Below are 22,093 nucleotides of genomic sequence, written 5' to 3' on the forward strand. Positions count from 1 at the left end.
CACCTCCTCTTGCGCGCAATCGCGGGGGGAGGTGTACGGTTTACTCTTGAAAGGTGTGGAACGCTGTGCCTTCTCCTGCTGCTAGAGAAACTTGGCTGGAAATGAAAAGGTTAAGGAAAGAACCATTGCTCGCGATCGGTATAGCCGCCATTATTCTGGTTACCGTTTTTTTTATCTTGTGGCCGATTCTCAAGGTCGTTAGCTATTCGCATTTGGAAGATTATCTGAAGCTTTTTACGAATTCCCGTTGGAGTCATGCTGCGCTGAATAGCTTGTTTATAACGGCGATTTCCACGATTTCCTGTACATTTATTGCGTTTGTATTTTCCTATACGATAACAAGGTTAAATGTCCCTTTCAAAGGGCTATTTAAATTCATTACGATACTGCCCATCGTGTCTCCGCCGTTTATCGTTGCGCTGTCTTATATTTTGCTCTTCGGCAGGCAGGGGATGATTTCCAAGCATGTGCTGCATATGAATTTCGACGTTTACGGCTGGCATGGCCTGTGGATGGTTCAGACGATTACTTTCTTCCCCTACGCTTTTGCCGTCATTCACGGAGTCATGAAATCCATCTCCACGAATATGGAGTATGCGGCCTACAATTTAGGCGGAACGCACTGGCAAGTGTTCAAGAAGGTATTCTTTCCGTTATGTCGTCCGGGCGTCGCCGGCGGTGCTCTGATTGCGGCGATGAACGTGCTGGCCGACTTCGGGAATCCGGCCATCATAGCCGGGAACTTCAACGTATTGCCGACGGAAGCTTATATGCAGATGTCCGGACTATTCGACTTAAGATCGGCTACCGTTCTTTCCACCGCATTGCTCGTTCCCGCGCTTGGCTTATTCCTGTGGAATAGATTCTGGGTAGGCAAAAAATCGTACGTTACCATTACCGGCAAAGAAACGTCCTTGGAGCATTATCCGCTTCCGAGCGCAGTCAAATGGGGGCTGTTTGCCTTCTGCGCTTTCGTGACCCTCTTCATACTCGCCGTCTACGGGGTTCTGTTCTATGGCGCGTTCACGACGACGTGGGGGTATGATTGGTCGTTTACCTTCAAAAATATCGACTACGTCACGAATAAAGGAAGAGAAATCTACAACAGTCTGAAATTTGCCTTCATCTCGTCTATAGCTGCGGGATTGCTTGCGTTGCCGCTAGCTTATATCGTTCAGAAGAAACGCGTGGGCGTTAATGCCGCGCTTGATTTCCTGGCGATCCTGCCGGGGGCTGTGCCCGGGGTATTCCTTGGCCTAGGCTTCGCGATCGCTTTCAACCAAGAGCCTCTATTGCTTACCGGGACTTCCGCGATCATGGTGCTGGCATTGATGTTTTGGAATTTACCGACGTGCTACAGCGCCTGTTTGGCCGGTCTTCAACAGATCGGCGGAGCGCTGGAGGAAGCCTCTCAGAACTTGGGGGCGGGCAGCTTTACTACCTTCAGGAAAATCGTCCTCCCTTTACTGAAGGGACCGTTCATGACGGGAATCGTTACATCGTTCTTGAGGTCGATCACCTGTCTCAGCGTCATCGTCTTTATTTATTCGGCGAAAACATCGGTAGGTACCATATCCATTCTCAGTCTCGTGCAGGATGGGAATTGGGGGAGCGCGTCGGCCTTTACCGCCGTGTTGATCACGATTGCCTTCGTCGTGCTGCTCGCGATGAAGCTGTTGATCAGAAAAGACGGCAAATCAATCGAATTTTAACTGGTGCGAAAAATGGAGCTGGAGGTCATCATGAGCGTAACCGAGAGTGCAATTAAAATAGAGAACGTGACGAAAACCTTCGGACGGTTCGAAGCCATAAGCGATGTTTCCCTCGATATACCCAAGGGCAGCTTCACGACCCTGCTCGGGCCGAGCGGCTGCGGCAAAACAACGCTAATGCGACTGATCGCGGGATTCTACGAGCCGGATCAAGGTCAAATCTATATCCATGGACAACAAGTAAACGGAACGCCGGTATTCAAGAGAAACACTCCGCTCGTGTTCCAAGAGTATGCCCTTTTCCCGCACATGACCGTATACGATAACATCTCGTATGGATTAAAGCTGCAGAACCTTTCCAAACAGGAAACGAAAGCCAAAGTGGACGCCATGCTGGATATGTTCGGACTTCAAGGCCTGCAAGGAAGGCAGCCCAAGGAGCTGAGCGGAGGGCAACAGCAACGGGTGGCATTTGCCAGAGCGTTAATTACGGGACAGCAGATATTGCTTATGGACGAACCGCTGAGCAATCTCGACGCCAAGATGAGGGTCGAAGTAAGGAATGAGCTTAGAGAGCTGCAGCAGCGCTTAGGGATTACGGCTATTTTCGTTACGCACGATCAGGACGAGGCTCTGGCGATATCGGATACGATTGCGGTGTTTGAGCGCGGACGCATCGCTCAAGTAGGCACCCCTTGGGATATTTACTTTAAGCCGCAAAGTCCGTTCGTCGCCGACTTTGTCGGGACGGCTAACTTCGTGGAAGGTGAGGTTGCCGCTATAGAAGGAAACGACATCGTGGTCCGGAGCGGGTCGTCCTTGTTCAGGGTATGTCCAAGCGCCGGTCATTCTTGGCGGTCGGGAGACAAGGTAACCCTTGTTATACGGCCGGAATGTCTATCGATTATCGATGAGGCCGACATCGGCGGCATTCGCGACAATTTGTGGAGCGGCGTCATCGAGAAAAACAGCTTCCTTGGGCGCACGATTCGATATTGGGTGAACGGCGCGTCGCTGCAATGGATCGTCGACGATACGAGTCCGAGCGTGCGGGGGTATCTGCGGGGCGAAATTCATTTTACGCTGGATAAGCACCAGATTCATGTTCTCCCGGGGGCCGCGCGATGAAGAAGGTACAAGTGCAATTCCTGCATGTGGGCTGGGGAGACGCTCATCTGATCCGGTTGCCCTCCGGGAGCATAACTTTAATCGACGGAGGGGACGGCACCTTCTCCGCCGATCAGGATCACCCTCTATCTTGGATGGTCAGACAAGGGATCAGTCATCTCGATTGGCTGATTCTGACCCATATTCACGAGGATCATCTTAACGGGCTACTCGATATCGCCATAACGAAAACGGTGAGCAAAGCCGTTCTACCTTATCGGCCCTTCAAGCTGATGCCCGAGGCAAAGGTCCGGCAAGACGGAAGCGAGTTAGCAAGACGTGTATACGGGATGCTGAATGCCTATTTAACGCTGATTCATCTTTTGACGGAGCAAGGAACCGAGATCATCTGGCGAAGCGATTACGGAACGGAAGAGCAAGCGGTACTCTGGTCGGAAGACGGCGCATCGCTCGCCCAGCTTTATCCTTGGGACGGAGCGGGAGATCCGCTTCCGGCTTATGAAATCTTATTGCAAGCAATCGAAGAAGAAGACTTGGGGGTCTTGGAACGTTTCTTCGAGCTGTCCAACGACGACAGTTCGGTCTATCGACTGAGCTTCGAGCGGGAACCCGACAAGAGTATTTTATTCGGCGGCGATCTATTGGAGGCCGGTTGGGAACGCTTGGCCCAAAGGATGGACCTTCAAAGTTGGGTATGGAAGGTATCCCATCACGGACTTCCGGATGCCTTTAACGCCCGCGTTATGGAATGGATAAACCCTATCCATTGCGTTATTCCCATTAGCGCCGACCGTTGCGGGAATATGCGGCCGGGCTGGGAGAGCCTTCGTTCCGTCTCCGGAGCCTCAATCTGTCTCACGGGCCAAGCGGAAGACGGGATTCCCCGCCGGTTGGAGAGCGAGACGGCGATTATCGATATCGGATACGGAGACTAAACATGAAATCCTATGGTTTTAATTTGTTGCTCGCCCTCTCGGCAGGCATGCTGGGAGTAATTCAAGGGATGATCAACGCTCATGTCGGCAAAGGGCTCGGCCAATACGGGATGATCATAGGCGTGTCGGCCGTACAGGTTATCGTTGCTTCCTTGGCGGTGTGGCGTTTCAAGTCGGTTATTTTCCAACCCGGTCTTTGGCCGTGGATCATCGTCGCGGGAATACTGGGCGTGGCGATTATGTTCGGAGTCTCTTACGCGACGGGGTCGGTCGGGGCGTTGTCCGTCTTTATCCTTATGATCGCGGGACAGATCATCGCTTCGGCCGTTATCGATCATTTCGGATTGATGGGCTTGCCGCGCAATCCGTTTACCCTATCTAAGCTAGGCAGCATCCTGATCATTATGACAGGCGTGTGGTGCTTAATGAAATCATCCGGTTAAGGGAGAAAATATGAACGAAATCGAGAACGGGAGTTACGAGGAACGACTGCTGCAAGACGCAACCCGGTACGCGACGGAAGCCGGCGAGCGGATATTGAGCGTTATGAAGAAGCCATTGCATATTCAGGAAAAAAAGAACGCATCGGATCTGGTTACCGAGGTCGATCTGCTAAGCGAGCGAATCGTGCGCGAGCGGATTGCCGGCGATTATCCGGAACACTGGATTATGTCCGAGGAAACGGACGGCGGCTTAGGGAATGCCTATGACGCCTTCTTACAACCGAACGAAGGTTACGGATGGATTATAGACCCGATCGACGGGACGACGAATTTTATCCATGGATTATCCCATTTCGCGATCTCGATAGGCATTATGCGGGATGATGTACTCGTATGCGGAGTCGTATATAACCCAATAACCAGGGAGCTTTATTCCGCCCAAAGGGGTCATGGGGCTTTCTTGAACGGACAACCTATTCATGCGAGTACGGAGGCGCGATTGGAAAACGCCCTGCTGGCAACCGGCTTTCAAGCCGACGATTGGAAGCCGGACTCACCTGTCGTCGAGCAGATCGGCAATCTAACGGGAAAGTCTAGAAACGTGCGGATTCTCGGTTCCGCCAGCTTGGACTTGTGTTTTGTCGCGTCCGGCAAGCTTACCGGCTTCTGGCACGACGGTCTGTATCCTTGGGACGTAGCTGCCGGAGCGCTTATCATTCAAGAAGCCGGCGGCAGCGTCACCAACAAATCGGGAGAGCCGTTTCGATTAAGCGACAATACTTTGGTAGCGTCTAACGGCGGAGTTCATAGGGCGTTTCTATCCTTGTTATAGGCGTTCGTTCGATGGCCGTTGATCTTAGCAAGCAATACTCCGATCAAGCGAGTTGCGATAGAGGAAAGATATGCGTATCGTTGTATAGGAGTGTACGCGAGGATCATCGAAGGAGCTGAAGAACGATGAAAATAAACAAACTAGGCTCATCCGAGCTATGGGTTAGCGAGATCGGGCTGGGATGCATGTCGTTGGGGACGGAAGAAAGCAAGGCGATTTCCCTCGTGCATGAAGCATTGGATCGGGGCGTTAATTTGCTCGATACCGCGGATTTGTACGATGATGGCCTGAATGAAGAGTTTGTAGGCAAGGCTATTCAGGGACGGCGCGATCGCGTCGTGTTGGCGACGAAAGTGGGCAATCGGCGCACGCCCGGGCAAGAAGGTTGGTCTTGGGATGCTTCCAAGTCCTATATCAAGTCGGCGGTCAAGGGAAGCCTGAGCCGGCTTCGGACGGAGTATATCGACTTGTATCAGCTTCACGGAGGGACGCTTGACGATCCGATCGACGAAACGATCGAAGCCTTCGAGGAATTGAAACGGGAGGGGCATATCCGTTATTACGGCATTTCTTCCATTCGTCCGAACGTGATCCGGGAATACGTCGCGAGGTCGTCGATCGTAAGCGTCATGAATCCCTACAGCATCGTAGACCGCCGAGCGGAAGAGGAAGTGCTGCCCTTGCTTCAAGAGCATGGGATTAGCATTATCGCAAGGGGACCTTTGGCCAGCGGAGCGCTTGCGGCGAACCGGCAACTAACCAAGCCGCATTTGAACTATGGCATAGAGGAACTAAGCGACCTTCGCGAGCGATTGCAAGCTTTGACGTCGGAACAACGAAGCTTGTCCCAACTTGCGATCCGTTATTCGCTTAGCCAACCGTCCGTTGCCGCCGTCATCCCGGGAGCCAGTTCCCGCGAGCAGCTTATGCAAAATCTAGCGGCAGCTTGCGTCCCGGAGCTAACGGTTGAGGAAGTAGAGACCATACGGAGAGCGAGTAAAGCGAATCGCTACGAGGTTCACCGAATTCGACAAAATTGACTAGTCCGAGCGCCGATGGGTACAATGGCTATACTATAGCTGTGTTGGAAGTATCCGTAAGGTAAGGAGATTAGTCATGAATTCCATGGGTCTAGTATTGGAAGGCGGAGGCATGCGCGGGGTTTATACGGCCGGCGTGCTTGAGTTTTTCGCGGAGCAGGATCTTTATTTTCCTTATACAGTAGGCGTTTCTGCAGGGGCATGCATGGCGACGAGTTATCTGTCCAAGCAGAGAGGGCGGAACAAAGTCATTAATACGGACTGGGTAAAAGATCCGCGCTATATCTCATGGAGAAATTTTTGGAAAAGCGGGCAATTGTTCGGGATGGATTTTATTTTCGACGAGATCCCGAATTCCCTCGTCCCTTTCGATTATGAGACATTCGGACAAAGCCGCGAGGAGCTCGTCGTCGGAACGACGGATATCGAAACCGGGGAAACGGTGTTTTATCGGAAAAGCGAGCCGGGGTTCGACTTAGCTAAGGTGCTTCGGGCGTCGAGTTCCTTGCCTTTTATCGCGCCGATCGTCGAGTACGGGGGCAGGAAGCTGCTTGACGGGGGCATATCCGATCCGATACCGGTCCGTCAGGCGGAACAAGACGGTTACCGGCGCAACGTCGTCATCTTGACTCGTAACGACGAGTACCGCAAATCGCGGAATCGTTTTTCCTGGATCGTTCGGAGAGTTTTCGGCAAGTTTCCTAAGTTCGTAAAAATCATGCTGAGCAGGCACGAGATCTACAATGGTACGGTGGACTATGTCCGCAAGCAAGAGAAAAACGGTTCGTGTTTCGTCATCCGGCCCAAAGAGCCTTTAAAAGTAGGACGGATGGAAAAGGACCCCGTGAAGCTGGACGCGTTATACATGCAAGGCTACGAGGATGCGAAGCAGCTGTTGCCGGCCATGCTGGCTTGGGCGGAGAAGTGATTCTTTAGCGCTGGACCCCGGACCCTCCTTTTGACGCTCGCTTTCCGTGAGAATCTTACTGTTACGATGTTTTTCATCGCATGGTGGTTAAAATAGGGGATTTCCCTTCAGAATTGCCCCCCTTATGATGTTTTTCATCGTAAGACGCGCGGTTTCCCACCAAAATCGAACTGTTACGATGTTTTTCATCGCATGTTGGCCAAAATAGGGGGTTTCCCTTCAGAATCGACGCCCTTACGATGTTGTTCATCGTAAGAAGCGCGGTTTCCCACCAAAATTGTGCTCTTACGATGTTTTTCATCGTATGAGGAGCGATTGCGAAGGAATTTCGTGCAGTTAAGATCACGGTTACGCGAATAGGATGCTCGGTCCGCATTTTAAACTTACTCGACAAATCGGCACTCCTCTTAAGGGAGTGTTTTTTTACGTCTGGACGCTTAGTGATAAAAAGCATTGAACTCGACCAGGAGCAAACGAAGACGGCGCTCCATACATAGGCGAACAAAGGTATAGGCTTGGAAACAGCCAGGCAGTTCGAGCGTTGGAACATACGATCATCGTCGGGGATGTTAAAATTATTGCATCCCATTCGCCGGAGAAGGGCCGCGAAATGGACAAATAGCCTTCCATCTTAATTGACAATGATAATCATTATCAATTAAGATGAGGAAGAAATCAGAACTATTCTCATCCGACAGGACATAGGAGGTTCGTGTGAATGGGCTTATTATATACGATCTATCAATCCGTACAGGAAAGCAGGGAGTTGGAGGAAGAGGCGGATCTTCTGGACGATCCATTAGCTTCGGAATATCCGGAGTCTTTGCTCACTTTGTTGAATCGGCCTATCGGGGGGCATAGGCGCGAAGGGGCGTCGAACGAGGAGCCTTCCGCGGAATCGTAGAGAGTATGCCGAACGATGCTTGCATACTCCTCGCGTTTCCACTCTTAAACATGTTCCGATAGACTAAATTCGTTTCCCGAACAAATATTTCTCCGTCAAAATCGACAGCACTTGAATGCCGACTTCATTTTGCCCGCCTTCGGGGATAATGAGGTCCGCGTATTTTTTGGATGGCTCGATGAATGCTTCGTGCATAGGCTTAACGGTTTTCATGTACTGGTCGTGAACCGATTGAATCGTCCGTCCGCGTTCCTCGATGTCCCGAAGTACCCGTCGCAATATGCGTACGTCGGGATCGGTATCGACGAACACTTTAATGTCGAGCATTTCCCGGAGATTCTCGTCCGATAAGACGTGCAGGCCTTCGATGATGACGATGTTGTATGGCCTGAGTTCAACGGTCTCCGAGGGCGAGCGGGAATCCGTAGTGAAGTCGTACACCGGAGCCAATGCGGTTTGTCCCGCTTTCAGCAATTTTAAGTGCGTAACCAACAATTCGTTGTCGAAGACGAGAGGATGATCGTAATTAATCGCCCTTCGATCTGCCGCGGAGAGATGGGAATGGTCTTTGTAATAATTATCTTGGGAGATAAAAGTAACTTTATCCGACCCAAGGCGGTCGATGACGGAACGGGCTACGGTTGTTTTACCTGAGCCGGTTCCTCCCGCGATTCCAATAATGAGCATGGTCGTTCGATGTTCCTCCCTAGGCGTGCTTGCCGATCTAATCACCGTATTGTAGCACAGCAAGTCCGCGATTTCACGTTGCCGATCCGCTCCTGCGACAAGGTGTTTCAGGGAAATATGCCTTATTATGAGAAATCTATCAGGTTATGATCCGACTTGTTACGATAAACGAAGAGCCAAATCCGCATGAACCCGTGCCCCACAACGAGAAGAAGACCGTCCTGGGGACGGTCTTCTTTCTACCCGAAAGGCGCTTGGTCATTTCTTAACCGTATCCCGCGCCTCCAGCCGGAAGTCGTTACTGGCTGGATCGGGTAAGGGATACGTTCAACATGTGACTCTGAATGTTGACGCACCTCCTTTCCTATAGGGTTATCTTATCAAACCTGAATCTAGAAGTCTAGTTAAAATTCTGAATTGTCAGATAATAAACTTTTCCAACCGTCTAACAAGAGCCCGAAAGGTTGTTTTCCGCGCTAGGAGTTTAATAGATAGCATGGAGGTGGCGAACGATGGGAACAGACCAACGGCTAAGGAAACCGTTCAAGGAAAAACCGCCGATACCGCAAAGCAACGACCGGGACCACCCCGAGCAGTACCCGACGGAGAACGAAAGCTTATTCGATCGCTGGGAGAGCGAGAGGAACGTGGACGCGATTCCTGTCGAAGAGTTGAACCTGTCCGCGCAAGACGAGAAACAGCCGACCAAAACCAAAAGCTCGTCATCCAGCGAGAAGAAGTACAAGCCCTGAGGAGGGATGAAAATGAAGCTCTTAAACGAAGATCGGTTAGCCAAGCTGCAAGGTAGGCTCGTGGAAGAGAAACGGGAAATCGAACGGCATTTCGACCTGGAGGAAAAAGAAAACGCGTTGTCCGGGGCTACGGGGGAATTGTCTTCTTACGACAACCATCCCGCGGATCTGGGGACGGAAACGTTCGAACGCGAACGGGACCAAGCGGTCGACGACGCGTTCGGCGAGCGGTTAGATGAAATCGAAGGAGCGCTGGATCGGATGGCTAAAGGAACGTACGGCCGATGCGTAGTATGCGGAGAACAAATTCCATACGAACGTCTCGAAGCCATTCCATCCGCTCCGACTTGCTTGAAGGATACTCCGCAAGTAGGAGATCCGGCGGGGCGTCCCGTAGAGGAACAGACGATGCAGCAGACCGTGGATAAGTTCGACGACGCGGGTTCCTGGGAATCCGTCGAGCGGTACGGAAGCTCCGATTCTCCGGTCGAAAGCAATCAGCCTGACGTAGACGCTCGCGCGCTGTAGACCGTGCTTTCGAATGAACATACGCTATTCGAATTGATCTGAAGCGGATCGGTTCGGTAGCGTCTTTTTCATGCAAACAAGCCAAGAATGAGGTACATAATTTATATTCGCCTCATGGGGAAGAGACTGGAAGTTCGATACAATTATAGGCATTCGCACGAGGAGGTCTATCCCCATGATCCGGAAGCTGTCGCGGCTTATCGTAGCCGTTCTGTTATTCACCTCTATAAGCACGTTGGCACCCATTCCAGGCAGATCTGCTTCCGCGGCAGATGCCCCACCGAAATGGCAGCTCGTCCAGACGAAATATGAAACCGCGGACACGTTCGTCGCCGCTTACTCCGTCAAGGACTTCGGGGCGACAGGCGACGGCGTCACGGACGTCACCGCCGTTTTCCAAGAGCTGCTCGATTCGCTCGGTCGCCTCGGAGGAGGGACATTGTTCGTGCCGGAAGGCAAATACGTTATCAAAGGCACGCTCGAAATTCCGAAAGGAGTTACTTTGCGCGGGGAATGGAGCAAACCCGTCAGAGGGCAGCCGATTCAAGGAACGATTCTGATGGCTTACTCCGGTCGCGGGGACGAGGAAGCGACGCCTTTCATCCGAATGGTGACGTCCGGAGCCGTTCGGGACCTGTCGATCTGGTACCCGGAGCAACTCCCCGACAGCATAACGCCCTACCCGCCCGCCATCGAATTCGGCAAGCCGAATTACTTTGGCAACGAATTTAACAATGCCAAGAACGTTACGTTCGTAAATGCGTATTCCGGCCTCGTTTTCTCCCGAAAGAACGGCGGAACGGGTCCTACGCTGAACGGCATCTACGGCACGCCGCTGTCGCGCGGAGTGGAGATCGACAACATCGTCGACGTCGGTCGCATCGAATGGATCGACTTCTCGCCGGACTACTGGTCCGGCTCCGGCTTGCCGAACGCTCCCGCGAAGGGGAGCGCTTTCGAGCAATGGATTCGCGACAATGGGACCGGCATCGTCATGAGGAGAAACGATTGGTCGTACACCGGATACATTACGGTCGACGGATACAACAAAGGCTTCCATCTCGCGCCGTCCATTACGAGCGAGGGGGCCGCTCCAAACGGCCACAACTACGAGCTGACTTTTACGCGGAATCGGACGGCGATCGACTTCGAAGTCGCGGCGGACGTCGGCGTCATGTTCACGAACGTTCATATTCGGGACGGCGAGACCGGCATCTCCGTCGGACCGTCCGCGAACGGCGTTATCCAATTAAGCGGCATCGACGTGGACGCCGATACCGCCTTGCAGGTGAACGCGGCGTCGAAAGCCAAAGTGCTGCTTCGGCAGAGTAAGATCGAACGCGGAGAAGTGGCGATCTCAGGCGGAACGTTCATGCCGTCCGATTCGGACTTTGATAACGCCGCGCCGCAAATTCGGCTGTTGGACAACGCGCGCGGCATCGTGACCGGTAACCGCTTCAAGGAGAAGGCGGACATCGAGAACGCGTCCAAGTTTCTGACGACGATCGATCACGAACCCGTAGGGATGGCGAAGTTGCCGACGTTCCCGACGATCGCGGCCGAGACGCATAAGCCCGCCCGAATGGCGCTATACGTCGTAACAGATGCCCCTTTCGGCGCGAAGAACGATGGGACGACCGACAATACGTCAGCCATCCAGAAGGCGCTCGACCGAGCTGCGTCGGACGGGGGAGGCGTCGTGTTCCTACCTCCAGGCAAGTACAAGGTCGCAGGGCACTTGACCGTACCAACCGGCGTCGAACTGAAGGGCTCCGTCGACAACAGCACCGTGCCGACCGGTCCGGGAAGCATACTCGAAGCTTACGCCGATCGAGGCAATCCTAACGGCGAGCCTTTCGTGAAGTTGTCCGAAGGAAGCGGCTTGCGCGGCATTACTTTCAATTACCCCGAGCAGCTTGCGACGCAATTACCGAACGTCGCCGCTTACCCGTACGCGATCAGAGCGACGGGCAAGGACGTCTATATCGTGAACGTAGGCCTGAGGGCCGTGTATAGCGGGATCGATTTATATACGAACAAGACCGACGGCCACTTCGTCGACTTCGTGACCGGCCACGTGTTCAAGACCGGCATACGGGTCGGCGGAGGAACCGAAGGCGGGCTGATCAGCAACTTGCAATTCAACCAGCTCGTCTACGCCGCGGGCAGGGAATCCAAGTTCGGCACTTGGCCGAACTCGCCGGCGGGAGATAGCAAAGCCGTGTACGATTACGGCTTTAACAACCTTGCGTTTATGATTCTCGGAGACGTGAAAGACGAGACGCTGTACAACAACTTCCACTATGGTTCCGCCAAAGGGCTCGTGCTGACCGCCGAGAACGGCCGCGGCCCGACCGGCGTCAGCGTCGGCCTCGGCGTCGACGGCTCGCGGAAAAGCATCCTGCTCGAAGCGACGGGCGAGGAAGGCTTCGATTTTGTGGACACGCAGATCGTATCGATCGGGGGCGGCGAGGACACGCGCTATGTGGAAGCGAGTCCGGCGTTCGCCGGTGAAGTCCGGCTTTTCGGCGCGGACTTCTGGGGAAACCCCGGAACGGGCATCCTTCTGGACGGCGGAACGGTAAGCTTGCAACTGGCGAACTTTGCCAACCCCGGCGAATACGGCTTCGCCAAGCTGACGAACGCCAGCCGTCTTCGTCTGGACAGTTCCGTCGTCTCGTCCGCGCGATCGCTGCTGAACGTCGGCGGCGAATCCCGGCTGTTCGCCCGGTCGTCGATCATCGACGCGGGCAGCGCGTACTTGAAGAAGATGGGGGAATGGCGGAACAATCAGAGCAATCTCGCTTTCGCCAAACCGCCTGGCGGCGAGACCGTTTCGCCGTCTCCGGGGCCGAGCGCCGCCCAAGCGTCACCGCCGCCATCGACGATTGTCGCAGACCCGGCCGTCAGTAGCCACGGGAATTCGGACCGCGCGTTATGGCTAGTCGCAGGAGGAATCGTCCTGCTGCTGGCTGCCGGAGCGTTAGCGGTATACGTCTATCGCCGGAAATCCCGATCGACGCCGTCTTCCTAAGCCTCCAAAACCAGACTTATTCCTGCATCCGCTTTTCCCGCTTGTTGCGCAGCTTGACACGACAACAACCCGGAATGGCGGATGCTTTTTCGTTTCAACGGGGCAAGCGACATCGAGAGGCAATCGGCTTCTCATTATTCGAAGAGGGAGGGATGAACGCCCACGCTACCGTAACGAGGAAGGATCAAATCAGAGGAGGAATCGTAGCGTTCGTTATTTGAAGTTGAATTTCACGGCCAATACGGGCGCGAACGGCGGCCAAGTGTCGGAGTTCGAGGTATACGGATAACCGCTTCTTCATGTCGAAAAACTCGCTCCGGACGATAAATACCCGGAGCGGGTTTTTCGGTTTTGATTTTGTTTGTCTGCCGACGATTCCCAGTGCCCGATTGCGAGATCAATATTGTACAATAACCGTAGATCAATCTATTGCAATGAACGGCCGCGGCGTCGGATGTATGATAGAAATATTCGAAAGCGGTTACATCCGAGCCGGGAGCGCCGACCTATCGACGAGAGAGGAACGGTTATAGATGAGAAGAATCAGCATTCGGCTGCGGCTAATGGTCCTGATGATCGGCTTGACCGCGCTTCCGGTCGTTACGATGACTTGGATCGGCACGACGAATACGCGCCAATCCGTCGAGAAGGAGCTGATCGGCGCGAACGAATCGCGCATGATGTGGGCGGATCAATACTTGAACGAGTTGATCGAGCAGATCGACATGATGTTCGTCACGCTGCAAATCAACGAACAGTTGATGGAAAACTGGGGCATCGATACGTCCGGAGGCTCCGACCTGGGAACACAGGTCCAGTCCCATAACGTCATTCGGGACGCGGTCACTTCGGTTTTCTACGCGAACACGCGAAAAATAGACTTTCTGACGCTGTACAGCCATTCCAGCAAACGGACGTTTTCCGTCAGTTACGCGGACAGCGGCTCGATCTCCAAGCTCGACATCCGCGCGGGCGCCTGGAGCCGGATGGAGAAGGGGCCGATCGGCATGTACTTCAAGCAAGAGGACGACGGCATCTATGCGTTTCACGGCATTAACCGTTTCTCCGACCGGCGATTGCAAGGCGGCATCTCGTTGCGAATCAAGAAGGACGTATGGAAAGAAGTCAGCAATATTTTGCAGTCGGAGGCCGAGAGCTCCGTCTTCCTGCTGAACGACGAGGGAGAATTGTTGTCCGGATCCACGAAGACGATCGCTTCGGCGGAAGTCGTAGATCGGTTGAACCGTCTGGATTTGAAGGATTCGCGACTCGATTTCAGACGAACGGACGAGTATTTCTACTTCGCGAAGAAAATCGGGGACGGCCAGCTGACGGTCGTCAAAGTCATTCCGGTCCGCAACGTCACCCAGAGCGCCAAGCCGACGATCCGGGCGGGTTTCCTGACGGGAAGCCTGTTCGCGGCCGCTTCGATCCTGCTTTCCGTGCTCGTGTCGCTGCGGATCAGCAGACCGATCGTAAGCTTGGCGCGTACGATGCGCATGGCGCCGATCCAGAGCTTCGAGACGAAATCGGTGAATAGTCACGACGAGATCGGGTTGCTGCAGCATGGTTATAACTCGATGATCCAGCGGATCAAGGAATTGATCGAGAACGGATACCAACGAGAAATTCAAGTGAAGAACGCGCAGCTCAAGGCGCTCCAAGCGCAGATCAATCCCCATTTTCTGAACAATACGCTCCACTTGATCGGGGGAATGGCTCTGGCAAAGGACGCGCCGGAGATTTACCGGATTACGCGGGTCATCGGGGATTTGCTGCGCTACTCGATCAGCACGGACGACGACGTTGTCCCCCTCCAGCAAGAGCTGACCCATATGCGGAATTATTTGTTTATCCAAGAATTGAGATTTACGGGGCGTTGCACGGCGAACGTTACGATAGACGAGTCCGCGCTTGCTTGCAAACTTCCGAAGTTCACCCTTCAGCCGATCGTGGAGAACGCGTTCGAGCATGGACTTCAGCGCAAGGAAGGAAAATGGGCGCTCGAAGTCCGGGTGAAGCGCATCGGCGGACGTATCGCGCTGCTGGTTAAGGACGAAGGCGTGGGCATGACCGCGGAGAGGCTTAACGCGTTAAGGGAAGAGATGAACGGGGGCGTCTCGCGGGCTTCCGGAGACGAAGCGAGGAACGGACCGAAATCGCGCAAAGGCATCGGGCTTCTGAACGTCGATTCGAGGCTGAAGCTACAATTCGGCGAGCGATACGGGGTTCGGCTTTTCAGCAATGCAGGCACGGGGACGCTGGTCGTTATCCTGCTGCCCAGCGAATCGGTAGGAGGGAACGGGAATGGCATATAACGTACTCATTATCGACGACGAACCCTGGTCCAGGCAGGTCGTCAAGTCGCTCGGGCAGTGGGACAGTTTAGGGCTGAAGGTCGTCGGGGAAGCCGAGGACGGCAATGAAGGCATTCGAAAAATGGGGAAGCTTGCGGCGGACATCGTCGTTACGGATATGAGGATGCCGGGTTTGGAGGGCGTGGAGTTGCTTCAAGAGATGAACGAACGTTACCCGGCGGCCAAAATCATCGTCATGAGCGGATACGACGACTTCGTTTATCTGAAGCAGGCGATCAGATCGCGAGCGGTCAACTACCTCCTCAAGCCGATCGATCCGGAGGAGCTCGGGGTTTCCTTGGCTCAATGCATCCGGGAGTTGGATGAATCCGTCGCGCGGGCGCGAGAGGCTGAACCGGAACGGCAGGCGATGCCCCCGGCGATTTTCCAGGACACGGTCGTCCTTGAACACTACGCCTCTTACCGCAAAATGATCTACGGGTACTTGCTGGAGCTGAAGGCGGACGCCGTGCGCGATTCTTTTCGCAAGCTCGGAGCCTATCTGGAAACGAACCTGCAAGACGCCGCGATGCCGGACGCCGGGTTGCCGACCAAGATCGCGCACGACTTCACGACGATGCTGGAGGAGTTCGCTTCCGGACACGAGCTTCGGCTGGATCTGTTGCAGAACGGAACGAGAACGGAAACGGAGGGGGAGTCCGATTCGCAATCCGAGAATCGGTCCCCGATCGCCGAAGCGACGCGGAAAGCCGGATTGTTGTACGAAGCGGCGATCTTAGCCATCGTAGGCGAGCGCAAAAGCAAGGCGAAGCTGAACATCGACGACGTCCAAGCGCATATCGAACGGTTTTATCCGGAGGCGATTTCGCTCGAGACGATCGCGCAGCGTTTTTTCGTCAGCAAAGAACATCTTAGCAGAGCCTACAAGGCGGCCACCGGGGAGAACGTGACCGACGCGATCGTCCGCAAACGGATGGAAGCGGCCAAATCGTATATTCTGGACGAAGGCTTGTCGATCAAACACGCGGCGCAACTGACGGGGTATGCGGATATCGCGTATTTCTACAGGGTGTTCAAGAAGCATTACGGCGTCACCCCGGGAGATCTGCGAAAAGAATAAGTGGGATTCCTTCCGCATGAAGCGTTCGTATCAATATGATGCAATGCCGAATGCTAATGGCGTCGAATGATCGTTGCAATCGCTTTCTTTATACTGAGGGTGCAGTCAAACCTAAGGGGGAAAAAACAATGAAGAAAGCGTCCTATTTGGTTCTCGTCCTGGCCATGCTGTTGTCCGTGCTGTCGGCCTGCTCTTCCGGAAACAAAAACAATAACGGCGATCCGTCGAACGAAGCGTCTCCGGGCGCGTCTTCCGCCGAACCGAGCAAGAGCGCGGAGCCGGCTTCGCAGGAACCGGCCAAACAAGTCAAACTGAAAGTATTTCTCACCCTTCCGCGTTTCAAAGATCAATTCGATGCCTACTTCGAGCAATTCAAGGCGAAGGAATTGAAAGAGAAAAACATCGACGTCACGATCGACCTCGAGATGCCGAACTCCGATCAGGCGAAGCAAATCTTGCAAACCCGTCTCGCCTCGAACGATGCTCCCGACGTTTTCGCCATTCACGCGAACGATATCCCGGCGTATTACGACGCGGGATACTTGGAAGATTTGTCTTCCCAACCCGCGGTAGGCAAGCTGTTCGATAGCGTGAAGCAAACGGTCGCATACGACGGCAAAGTACCGGCGCTTCCGCTTGAAAGCTTGTCATGGGGTTATCTATACAACAAAAAAATATTCGCGGACAACGGCATTACGCCTCCGCAGACGTTGGACGAAATGAAAGCGGCCACCGAGAAGCTCAAAGCCGCCGGAATTCCCGCGTTCGAGCTGGCTTTCCAAGAATCGTGGGTACCGCAGCTGATGACGGCGCTCTCGCTTGGCGGCATCGTCAATTCCCAACAAACGGATTGGATCGACCGAATGAACAAAGGCGAAGGCTCTTATGCCGACGTGTCCGGTATTTTCGACATCATCGACCTGATCAACGCGAACGGATCGGCTAAGCCGTTCGAAGTGAGTAGCGCCGCCGGCGCCACGGACTTCGCGAACGGCAAGGCGGCCATGTGGGTGCAAGGCCCGTGGATGGCGGAATCGATCCAGAAGGCTAACCCGAGCATGGAGTTCGGCGTCGCTCCGCTTCCCGTCAGCAACGATCCGAAGGGAACGATGATCAACTTGAGCTCCTCGACTTCGATCGCCGTGTCTCCGACGAGCAAGAACAAGGACGTCGCGTTCGACTTGCTTAACTACTTGCTCGACGATCAAGCGTCTTCGGCCTTCTTCGAGGAACTGAAGTTCAATCCGATCTCGTCCATCCATACGTACAAATCGTTCCCTTGGGTCGACGAAGCGATGACGTACGTCTCGCAAGGAAAGGCATACCAAGACTTGAAGCTGCCGAACGGCGTCACCGACGAACAAGCGAAGCTGCTGCAAGGGTACTATACGAAGAAAGTGACGAAAGAGCAGTTCATCAAAGATATGGATAAAACTTGGGCGAACGCGATCAAAGCGGCCGCAGGCGGCAAGTAATGGCCTGCAAAGGCGACCGGGAGTGATAACCTGATGACATGGACGAAAAAAACGAAACAAACGGTCATCCTGCTCGCCTTCGCGTTCCCCGCATTGCTCTTCTATGCCGTATTCGTCCTCGCCCCCGCTTTCGGGGGCGTCGGATACAGCATGACGGATTGGAACGGGCTGAATCCCGCCTACTCGAGGGTGGGATTCGCCAATTACGTCGAAGCGCTGACGGATGATTCTTACTTCATCGACGCGATCCTGTTCACGCTCAAATACGTCGTTTGCATGGTCGTTCTGCAGAACGCGATCGCCATCGGACTCGCGGTCTTGATCGAATCGCGCCGGCGCACGAAATCGCTGTTCCGGACGATCTTCTTCATGCCGAACATGATCAGCTTGATCATCGGCGGGTTTATGTGGTTGTTTATTTTCACGAAGGTGCTGCCGGACATCGCGGCGCATACGGGGCTTCGGTTCCTGGATCAATCGTGGATCGGCGACCCGACGTATTCTTTTATCGCAATACTAATTTTGTCGCTGTGGGGCGGCGTAGGCTATTTGATGGTTATATACGTTGCCGCTCTTCAGGGCATTCCGTCCCATCTCAAGGAATCGGCCGCCATCGACGGCGCGAATGCATGGCAGTCGTTCCGTTACGTAACGCTCCCGATGATCTATCCGGCGGTAACGATCGGCATTTTCCTCACGCTCAACAGCTCGTTCAAAGTGTTCGAAGCCGTTTACTCGTTGACGGGAGGCGGACCGGGACGGGCGACGCAGGTTATCGCGCTCAATATTTTCGAGGAAGCGTTCGCGAACAGCAACCGGTACGGCTACGCTAGCGCGAAGGCGATCATTCTTTTCCTTATCGTCATGTTGATTACGGTCGTTCAACTTCGGGTCATGAAAAACCGGGAGGTGGAGGCATGATCTTGGGCAAAGGAGGAAGGGCCGGTTCGGTCGTCATCGTCCTGTTTTTAGGCATCGCCGCGGTGTTCACCCTGTTCCCGATTTACATGGGCCTGTTGAATTCGCTCAAGACGGAAGGGGACATGCTGAACGGCATTCTGTCGATTCCGTCGCGACTCGAATTCGGCAATTACGCTGACGCGTTCCGCAAAATCCATTACTGGCGCAGTCTCGGCAATACGGCCGAAGTGGCGGCAATCGGCTTGGCCGGCATCATCCTGTTCGCTTCTATGGCGGGCTACAAGCTGTCCCGTTCAACCGGGCGCTTGAGCAACGCGATTTTCCTCGTATTCGTGTTATCCATGCTTATTCCGTTCCATTCGATCATGATCACGCTGACGCGGATCTCCCGATCGTTGGACGTTCAAGGCTCGACGTGGGGGTTGGGCTTCATCTACATCGGTTTGGGCGTATCGTTCGCGATTTTTCTCTATCACGGATTCGTGAAGTCGATTCCCAGGGAGCTCGACGAGGCGGCGGTCATCGACGGATGCGGGGATTTCCGCCTGTTCTTCGTCGTCATCTTCCCGCTGCTGTTGCCCGTAACGGCGACTACGGCGATCCTGAATTTGCTCTGGATGTGGAACGATTTCCTGCTGCCGCTGCTCATGCTTACGAACAGCAAGTCTTATACGCTGCTCATCTCGACGAACATGCTGTTCGGGGAGTACGGCAACAACGACTGGTCGGCGATCTTGGCTTCGCTCGTACTGGCCATGCTGCCGGTTATCGTTTTCTATCTGCTGCTGCAAAAATACATTCTCCACGGAATCGCCGAAGGCGCCGTGAAAGGTTAGGGTTCGGAGGTTAACATCATGAACGCGGAAAAGGATACTGTCGTTACCGGCTTTCTGAAAGCGGAAGGCCGCAGGCTCGTGAACGGTGAAGGACGCGAGGTTATATTGCGAGGCGTAGGCTTCGGTAGCTGGCTGTTGCCCGAAGGGTACATGTGGAAGTTTCCCGACGCGGGAGACCGTCCTCGCCGCATCGAACGAATGATCGTCGATTTGATCGGAGAGGAGAAGGCAACGCGGTTTTGGGAGACGTATTACGATCGTTACATCGCGGAGGCGGATATTCGGCGTATCGCCGAGGAGGGCTTTAACTCCGTGCGCGTGCCGATCAACTCCCGGTTTCTGTTTGCGGGAGACGGAGATGGCGAATACCATGAAGGGCATTTAGAGTTGCTCGATCGCGTGATCGGTTGGTGCAGGAAGCACGGGGTGTACGTCATTTTGGACTTGCACGGCGCCCCCGGCGGCCAGACCGGCACGAACATCGACGATTCGCCTCGCGATAAGCCGGAGCTGTTCCTAGATGAAAACAATCGTCGGCTGACGATCGCTTTGTGGCGCATGCTGGCGGAGCGTTACCGGGACGAATGGATCGTGGCGGGATACGATCTGCTGAACGAGCCGCTTCCGAATTGGTTCGCGGAGTACAACGACAGAGTCATGCCGTTGTACCGGGATATCGTTCGGGAAATCCGGGAGGTGGACGACCGGCATCTGATCATTCTGGAAGGCGTGCATTGGTCGACGGATTGGTCGATTTTCGAGCCGGGAGAGGACGGCCGCATGATCGACGACAACGTTCTGCTCCAATTCCACAAGTATTGGAACAATCCGGATACCGAAAGCATTCAAACGTACCTCGACAAACGCGACGAGTGGAACGTCCCAATCTTCATGGGCGAAGGCGGGGAAAACAACGTCGAATGGTATGCGGGAGCTTTCCGGTTGTTCGAGGACCATGGGATCTCATGGAACTTCTGGACGTGGAAGAAGCTGGACACGACTAACTCTCCATGCTCCGTGCGTTTGCCCGATGGCTGGCCGAAGCTCGTCTCGTATTTGGAAGGCGGGGAGAAGCCGAGTGCCGAGGAAGCGGAGCGGATTCTGACGGAATACTTGCGTAATCTCGCTTTGGAGCGGTGCGATTATTATCCGGAAGTGGCGAACGCGTTGCTGTTCAAGCCGGGGATTCGCATTCCCGCGATATTCTACGGCTACCGGGGAGAGGGCCTAAGCTTCGGGATAGGCAAGCATGCGGAGAAAAAGATCGGATTCCGCGACGGGGACGGCACCGATATTCGGTTCAAGACGGGCGTTCTCGAGCAACCGAATTACCAGCATGGCCGCGGGGAAGCTTGGACGCCGGACCAGTGGATGTACGTTCGTCTTGATGAAGGAGATTGGCTGGAGTACGAGGTGAACGTGGCTGAAGCTGGATCGGCGGGAATCGAGGGTGTGGAAGAGGCGGAAATGTCCCGCGGGTTGAAAATTGCGCTATCCGTCCGCTCGCCAAACGGAACGGAGCCCGAAGGCCAAGCTGCCGTTTATGTCGGTGAACGGATGATCGGAATCGCGGAGCCGGAAGATGCGACAGAAGACGTAGCGAATTCCGACGGAGCCACATGGCGGGTCGTACGCCTCCGGGAACGGATCTCGTCGGAAGCGGGAAGGTGCCGCATTGTCGTGAAAGCCGTCGGAGGTCCTCTATCGCTCGAGTGGATTCGAGTGGAGGAGTAAGTCGGTCGGCAAATATCGCATCTCTTGGATATGTCACCTTTGCCATAGGCATCGTTTTGATGATAGACTAGAACAAATTATTCTAGTCGAAGCGCTTCTATCCGCGCTGAGCAGGGAGGCCCCCGATGTCGATCGTACCGAGCCTATTGGCAATCAATCAAAAATTCGTTGAAGAAAAACGCTACAAGGATTTTCTGACGGATAAGTTTCCGGATAAGAAGCTCGCCATACTGACTTGCATGGATACAAGACTTAGCGAGCTGCTTCCGAAGGCGCTCGGACTTAAGAACGGCGACGCCAAATTCATCAAGAACGCGGGAGCCATTCTGACCCAACCATTCGGAAGCGCGATGCGCAGCATCCTCGTAGCCGTGTACGCTTTGAATGCGCATGAGGTCATCGTAATCGGCCACCATGGTTGCGGGATGACGGAGATCGATCCGGTCCAGATGGTCGACAAGTTCGTCGCGCGGGGTATCGACCCTCTCGCCATCAAGACGCTCGAGGATTCCGGCATCCGCATGGATAAATTCCTGAAAGGTTTTCAAAGGCCGGAGGAAGGCGTTATGCACAGCGTGAGAATGATCCGCAGACACCCGCTCTTCCCTAAGGAAGTTCCCGTCCACGGCTTCGTGATGGATCCCGAGACAGGAGCGGTTGAAGTCATCGTCGAAGATTATAGGGAAGAGTAGAACCATTAGAACCCGCCGGCATCTGTCTGGCGGGTTTTGTTATGCGTTCCGGCGCGTATCGTTTGCCCTCGCAT

General features: G+C 54.3%; 19 protein-coding genes. 18 read left to right on the forward strand and 1 reads right to left on the reverse strand.

Annotation, left to right across the window (positions count from 1 at the left end; translation table 11 throughout):
* Window positions 1-101 precede the first annotated feature (101 nt).
* From D7Z26_RS19360 to D7Z26_RS19400, 8 genes are all read left to right on the forward strand, one after another.
* A complete protein-coding gene (locus D7Z26_RS19360) occupies window positions 102-1,712 on the forward strand; it encodes an ABC transporter permease (RefSeq protein WP_120978661.1) in 1,611 nt (536 codons plus the stop codon).
* Window positions 1,713-1,742: 30 nt separating this feature from the next.
* Complete coding sequence (locus D7Z26_RS19365) at window positions 1,743-2,840, forward strand: ABC transporter ATP-binding protein (protein WP_158602377.1); 1,098 nt, start codon at window positions 1,743-1,745, stop codon at window positions 2,838-2,840.
* The gene (locus D7Z26_RS19370) at window positions 2,837-3,775 is read left to right on the forward strand and encodes a ComEC/Rec2 family competence protein (RefSeq protein WP_120978663.1); all 939 of its coding nucleotides are present in this window, start codon (window positions 2,837-2,839) and stop codon (window positions 3,773-3,775) included. The genes D7Z26_RS19365 and D7Z26_RS19370 overlap by 4 nt, the downstream gene beginning before the upstream one ends.
* A gap of 2 nt (window positions 3,776-3,777) precedes the next feature.
* The gene (locus D7Z26_RS19375; protein ID WP_120978664.1) at window positions 3,778-4,218 is read left to right on the forward strand and encodes a DMT family transporter; all 441 of its coding nucleotides are present in this window, start codon (window positions 3,778-3,780) and stop codon (window positions 4,216-4,218) included.
* 10 nt (window positions 4,219-4,228) lie between these two features.
* Window positions 4,229-5,050, forward strand: coding sequence for an inositol monophosphatase family protein (locus D7Z26_RS19380; RefSeq protein WP_120978665.1), 822 nt, complete (start codon window positions 4,229-4,231; stop codon window positions 5,048-5,050).
* A 125-nt stretch (window positions 5,051-5,175) separates the two neighbouring features.
* Complete coding sequence (locus tag D7Z26_RS19385; RefSeq protein WP_120978666.1) at window positions 5,176-6,090, forward strand: aldo/keto reductase; 915 nt, start codon at window positions 5,176-5,178, stop codon at window positions 6,088-6,090.
* Window positions 6,091-6,166: 76 nt separating this feature from the next.
* The gene (locus D7Z26_RS19390; protein WP_120978667.1) at window positions 6,167-7,018 is read left to right on the forward strand and encodes a patatin-like phospholipase family protein; all 852 of its coding nucleotides are present in this window, start codon (window positions 6,167-6,169) and stop codon (window positions 7,016-7,018) included.
* Window positions 7,019-7,736: 718 nt separating this feature from the next.
* Window positions 7,737-7,922 carry a hypothetical protein gene (locus tag D7Z26_RS19400; protein WP_120978669.1) on the forward strand — a complete coding sequence of 62 codons (186 nt, stop codon included), beginning with the start codon at window positions 7,737-7,739 and terminating at the stop codon, window positions 7,920-7,922.
* 63 nt (window positions 7,923-7,985) lie between these two features.
* Here D7Z26_RS19400 and udk read toward each other — a convergent pair whose 3' ends face one another.
* Complete coding sequence (gene udk, locus D7Z26_RS19405; RefSeq protein ID WP_120978670.1) at window positions 7,986-8,609, reverse strand: uridine kinase; 624 nt, start codon at window positions 8,607-8,609, stop codon at window positions 7,986-7,988.
* A gap of 512 nt (window positions 8,610-9,121) precedes the next feature.
* Here udk and D7Z26_RS19410 point away from each other — a divergent pair.
* The 10 genes from D7Z26_RS19410 to D7Z26_RS19455 all read left to right on the forward strand — a co-directional run bounded on the left by D7Z26_RS19410 (window position 9,122) and on the right by D7Z26_RS19455 (window position 22,019).
* Window positions 9,122-9,361, forward strand: a complete 240-nt coding sequence (locus D7Z26_RS19410; RefSeq protein WP_233567056.1) for a hypothetical protein — start codon at window positions 9,122-9,124, stop codon at window positions 9,359-9,361.
* 12 nt (window positions 9,362-9,373) lie between these two features.
* Window positions 9,374-9,889 (forward strand): TraR/DksA C4-type zinc finger protein, encoded by a 516-nt coding sequence (locus D7Z26_RS19415; RefSeq protein ID WP_120978671.1) that lies wholly within the window; start codon window positions 9,374-9,376, stop codon window positions 9,887-9,889.
* A gap of 175 nt (window positions 9,890-10,064) precedes the next feature.
* Window positions 10,065-12,923, forward strand: coding sequence for a glycosyl hydrolase family 28-related protein (locus D7Z26_RS19420; RefSeq protein ID WP_120978672.1), 2,859 nt, complete (start codon window positions 10,065-10,067; stop codon window positions 12,921-12,923).
* Between the two features lie 533 nt (window positions 12,924-13,456).
* Window positions 13,457-15,241 carry a sensor histidine kinase gene (locus tag D7Z26_RS19425; protein WP_120978673.1) on the forward strand — a complete coding sequence of 595 codons (1,785 nt, stop codon included), beginning with the start codon at window positions 13,457-13,459 and terminating at the stop codon, window positions 15,239-15,241.
* Window positions 15,231-16,361: a response regulator transcription factor gene (locus D7Z26_RS19430; protein WP_120978674.1), complete on the forward strand. Its 1,131-nt coding sequence runs from the start codon at window positions 15,231-15,233 to the stop codon at window positions 16,359-16,361. The genes D7Z26_RS19425 and D7Z26_RS19430 overlap by 11 nt, the downstream gene beginning before the upstream one ends.
* Before the next feature lie 128 nt (window positions 16,362-16,489).
* Window positions 16,490-17,836, forward strand: a complete 1,347-nt coding sequence (locus D7Z26_RS19435; protein WP_120978675.1) for an ABC transporter substrate-binding protein — start codon at window positions 16,490-16,492, stop codon at window positions 17,834-17,836.
* Between the two features lie 33 nt (window positions 17,837-17,869).
* The gene (locus D7Z26_RS19440; RefSeq protein ID WP_120978676.1) at window positions 17,870-18,757 is read left to right on the forward strand and encodes a carbohydrate ABC transporter permease; all 888 of its coding nucleotides are present in this window, start codon (window positions 17,870-17,872) and stop codon (window positions 18,755-18,757) included.
* Window positions 18,754-19,593: a carbohydrate ABC transporter permease gene (locus D7Z26_RS19445; RefSeq protein ID WP_120978677.1), complete on the forward strand. Its 840-nt coding sequence runs from the start codon at window positions 18,754-18,756 to the stop codon at window positions 19,591-19,593. Before D7Z26_RS19440 ends, D7Z26_RS19445 begins: the two co-directional genes overlap by 4 nt.
* 18 nt (window positions 19,594-19,611) lie before the next feature.
* Complete coding sequence (locus D7Z26_RS19450; RefSeq protein ID WP_120978678.1) at window positions 19,612-21,327, forward strand: cellulase family glycosylhydrolase; 1,716 nt, start codon at window positions 19,612-19,614, stop codon at window positions 21,325-21,327.
* Window positions 21,328-21,452: 125 nt separating this feature from the next.
* Window positions 21,453-22,019, forward strand: coding sequence for a beta-class carbonic anhydrase (locus D7Z26_RS19455; RefSeq protein WP_120978679.1), 567 nt, complete (start codon window positions 21,453-21,455; stop codon window positions 22,017-22,019).
* Window positions 22,020-22,093: the final 74 nt, after the last annotated feature.

It is taken from the genome of Cohnella endophytica (assembly GCF_003628305.1).
Lineage (GTDB): Bacteria > Bacillota > Bacilli > Paenibacillales > Paenibacillaceae > Cohnella > Cohnella endophytica.

Bases quoted from the DNA above. Each gene is read 5' to 3' on its own strand.
- D7Z26_RS19360 (WP_120978661.1), top strand. From the start codon at position 102: ATGAAAAGGTTAAGGAAAGAACCATTGCTCGCGATCGGTATAGCCGCC.
- D7Z26_RS19365 (WP_158602377.1), top strand. From the start codon at position 1,743: ATGAGCGTAACCGAGAGTGCAATTAAAATAGAGAACGTGACGAAAACC.
- D7Z26_RS19370 (WP_120978663.1), top strand. From the start codon at position 2,837: ATGAAGAAGGTACAAGTGCAATTCCTGCATGTGGGCTGGGGAGACGCT.
- D7Z26_RS19375 (WP_120978664.1), top strand. From the start codon at position 3,778: ATGAAATCCTATGGTTTTAATTTGTTGCTCGCCCTCTCGGCAGGCATG.
- D7Z26_RS19380 (WP_120978665.1), top strand. From the start codon at position 4,229: ATGAACGAAATCGAGAACGGGAGTTACGAGGAACGACTGCTGCAAGAC.
- D7Z26_RS19385 (WP_120978666.1), top strand. From the start codon at position 5,176: ATGAAAATAAACAAACTAGGCTCATCCGAGCTATGGGTTAGCGAGATC.
- D7Z26_RS19390 (WP_120978667.1), top strand. From the start codon at position 6,167: ATGAATTCCATGGGTCTAGTATTGGAAGGCGGAGGCATGCGCGGGGTT.
- D7Z26_RS19400 (WP_120978669.1), top strand. From the start codon at position 7,737: ATGGGCTTATTATATACGATCTATCAATCCGTACAGGAAAGCAGGGAG.
- udk (WP_120978670.1), bottom strand. From the start codon at position 8,609: ATGCTCATTATTGGAATCGCGGGAGGAACCGGCTCAGGTAAAACAACC.
- D7Z26_RS19410 (WP_233567056.1), top strand. From the start codon at position 9,122: ATGGGAACAGACCAACGGCTAAGGAAACCGTTCAAGGAAAAACCGCCG.
- D7Z26_RS19415 (WP_120978671.1), top strand. From the start codon at position 9,374: ATGAAGCTCTTAAACGAAGATCGGTTAGCCAAGCTGCAAGGTAGGCTC.
- D7Z26_RS19420 (WP_120978672.1), top strand. From the start codon at position 10,065: ATGATCCGGAAGCTGTCGCGGCTTATCGTAGCCGTTCTGTTATTCACC.
- D7Z26_RS19425 (WP_120978673.1), top strand. From the start codon at position 13,457: ATGAGAAGAATCAGCATTCGGCTGCGGCTAATGGTCCTGATGATCGGC.
- D7Z26_RS19430 (WP_120978674.1), top strand. From the start codon at position 15,231: ATGGCATATAACGTACTCATTATCGACGACGAACCCTGGTCCAGGCAG.
- D7Z26_RS19435 (WP_120978675.1), top strand. From the start codon at position 16,490: ATGAAGAAAGCGTCCTATTTGGTTCTCGTCCTGGCCATGCTGTTGTCC.
- D7Z26_RS19440 (WP_120978676.1), top strand. From the start codon at position 17,870: ATGACATGGACGAAAAAAACGAAACAAACGGTCATCCTGCTCGCCTTC.
- D7Z26_RS19445 (WP_120978677.1), top strand. From the start codon at position 18,754: ATGATCTTGGGCAAAGGAGGAAGGGCCGGTTCGGTCGTCATCGTCCTG.
- D7Z26_RS19450 (WP_120978678.1), top strand. From the start codon at position 19,612: ATGAACGCGGAAAAGGATACTGTCGTTACCGGCTTTCTGAAAGCGGAA.
- D7Z26_RS19455 (WP_120978679.1), top strand. From the start codon at position 21,453: ATGTCGATCGTACCGAGCCTATTGGCAATCAATCAAAAATTCGTTGAA.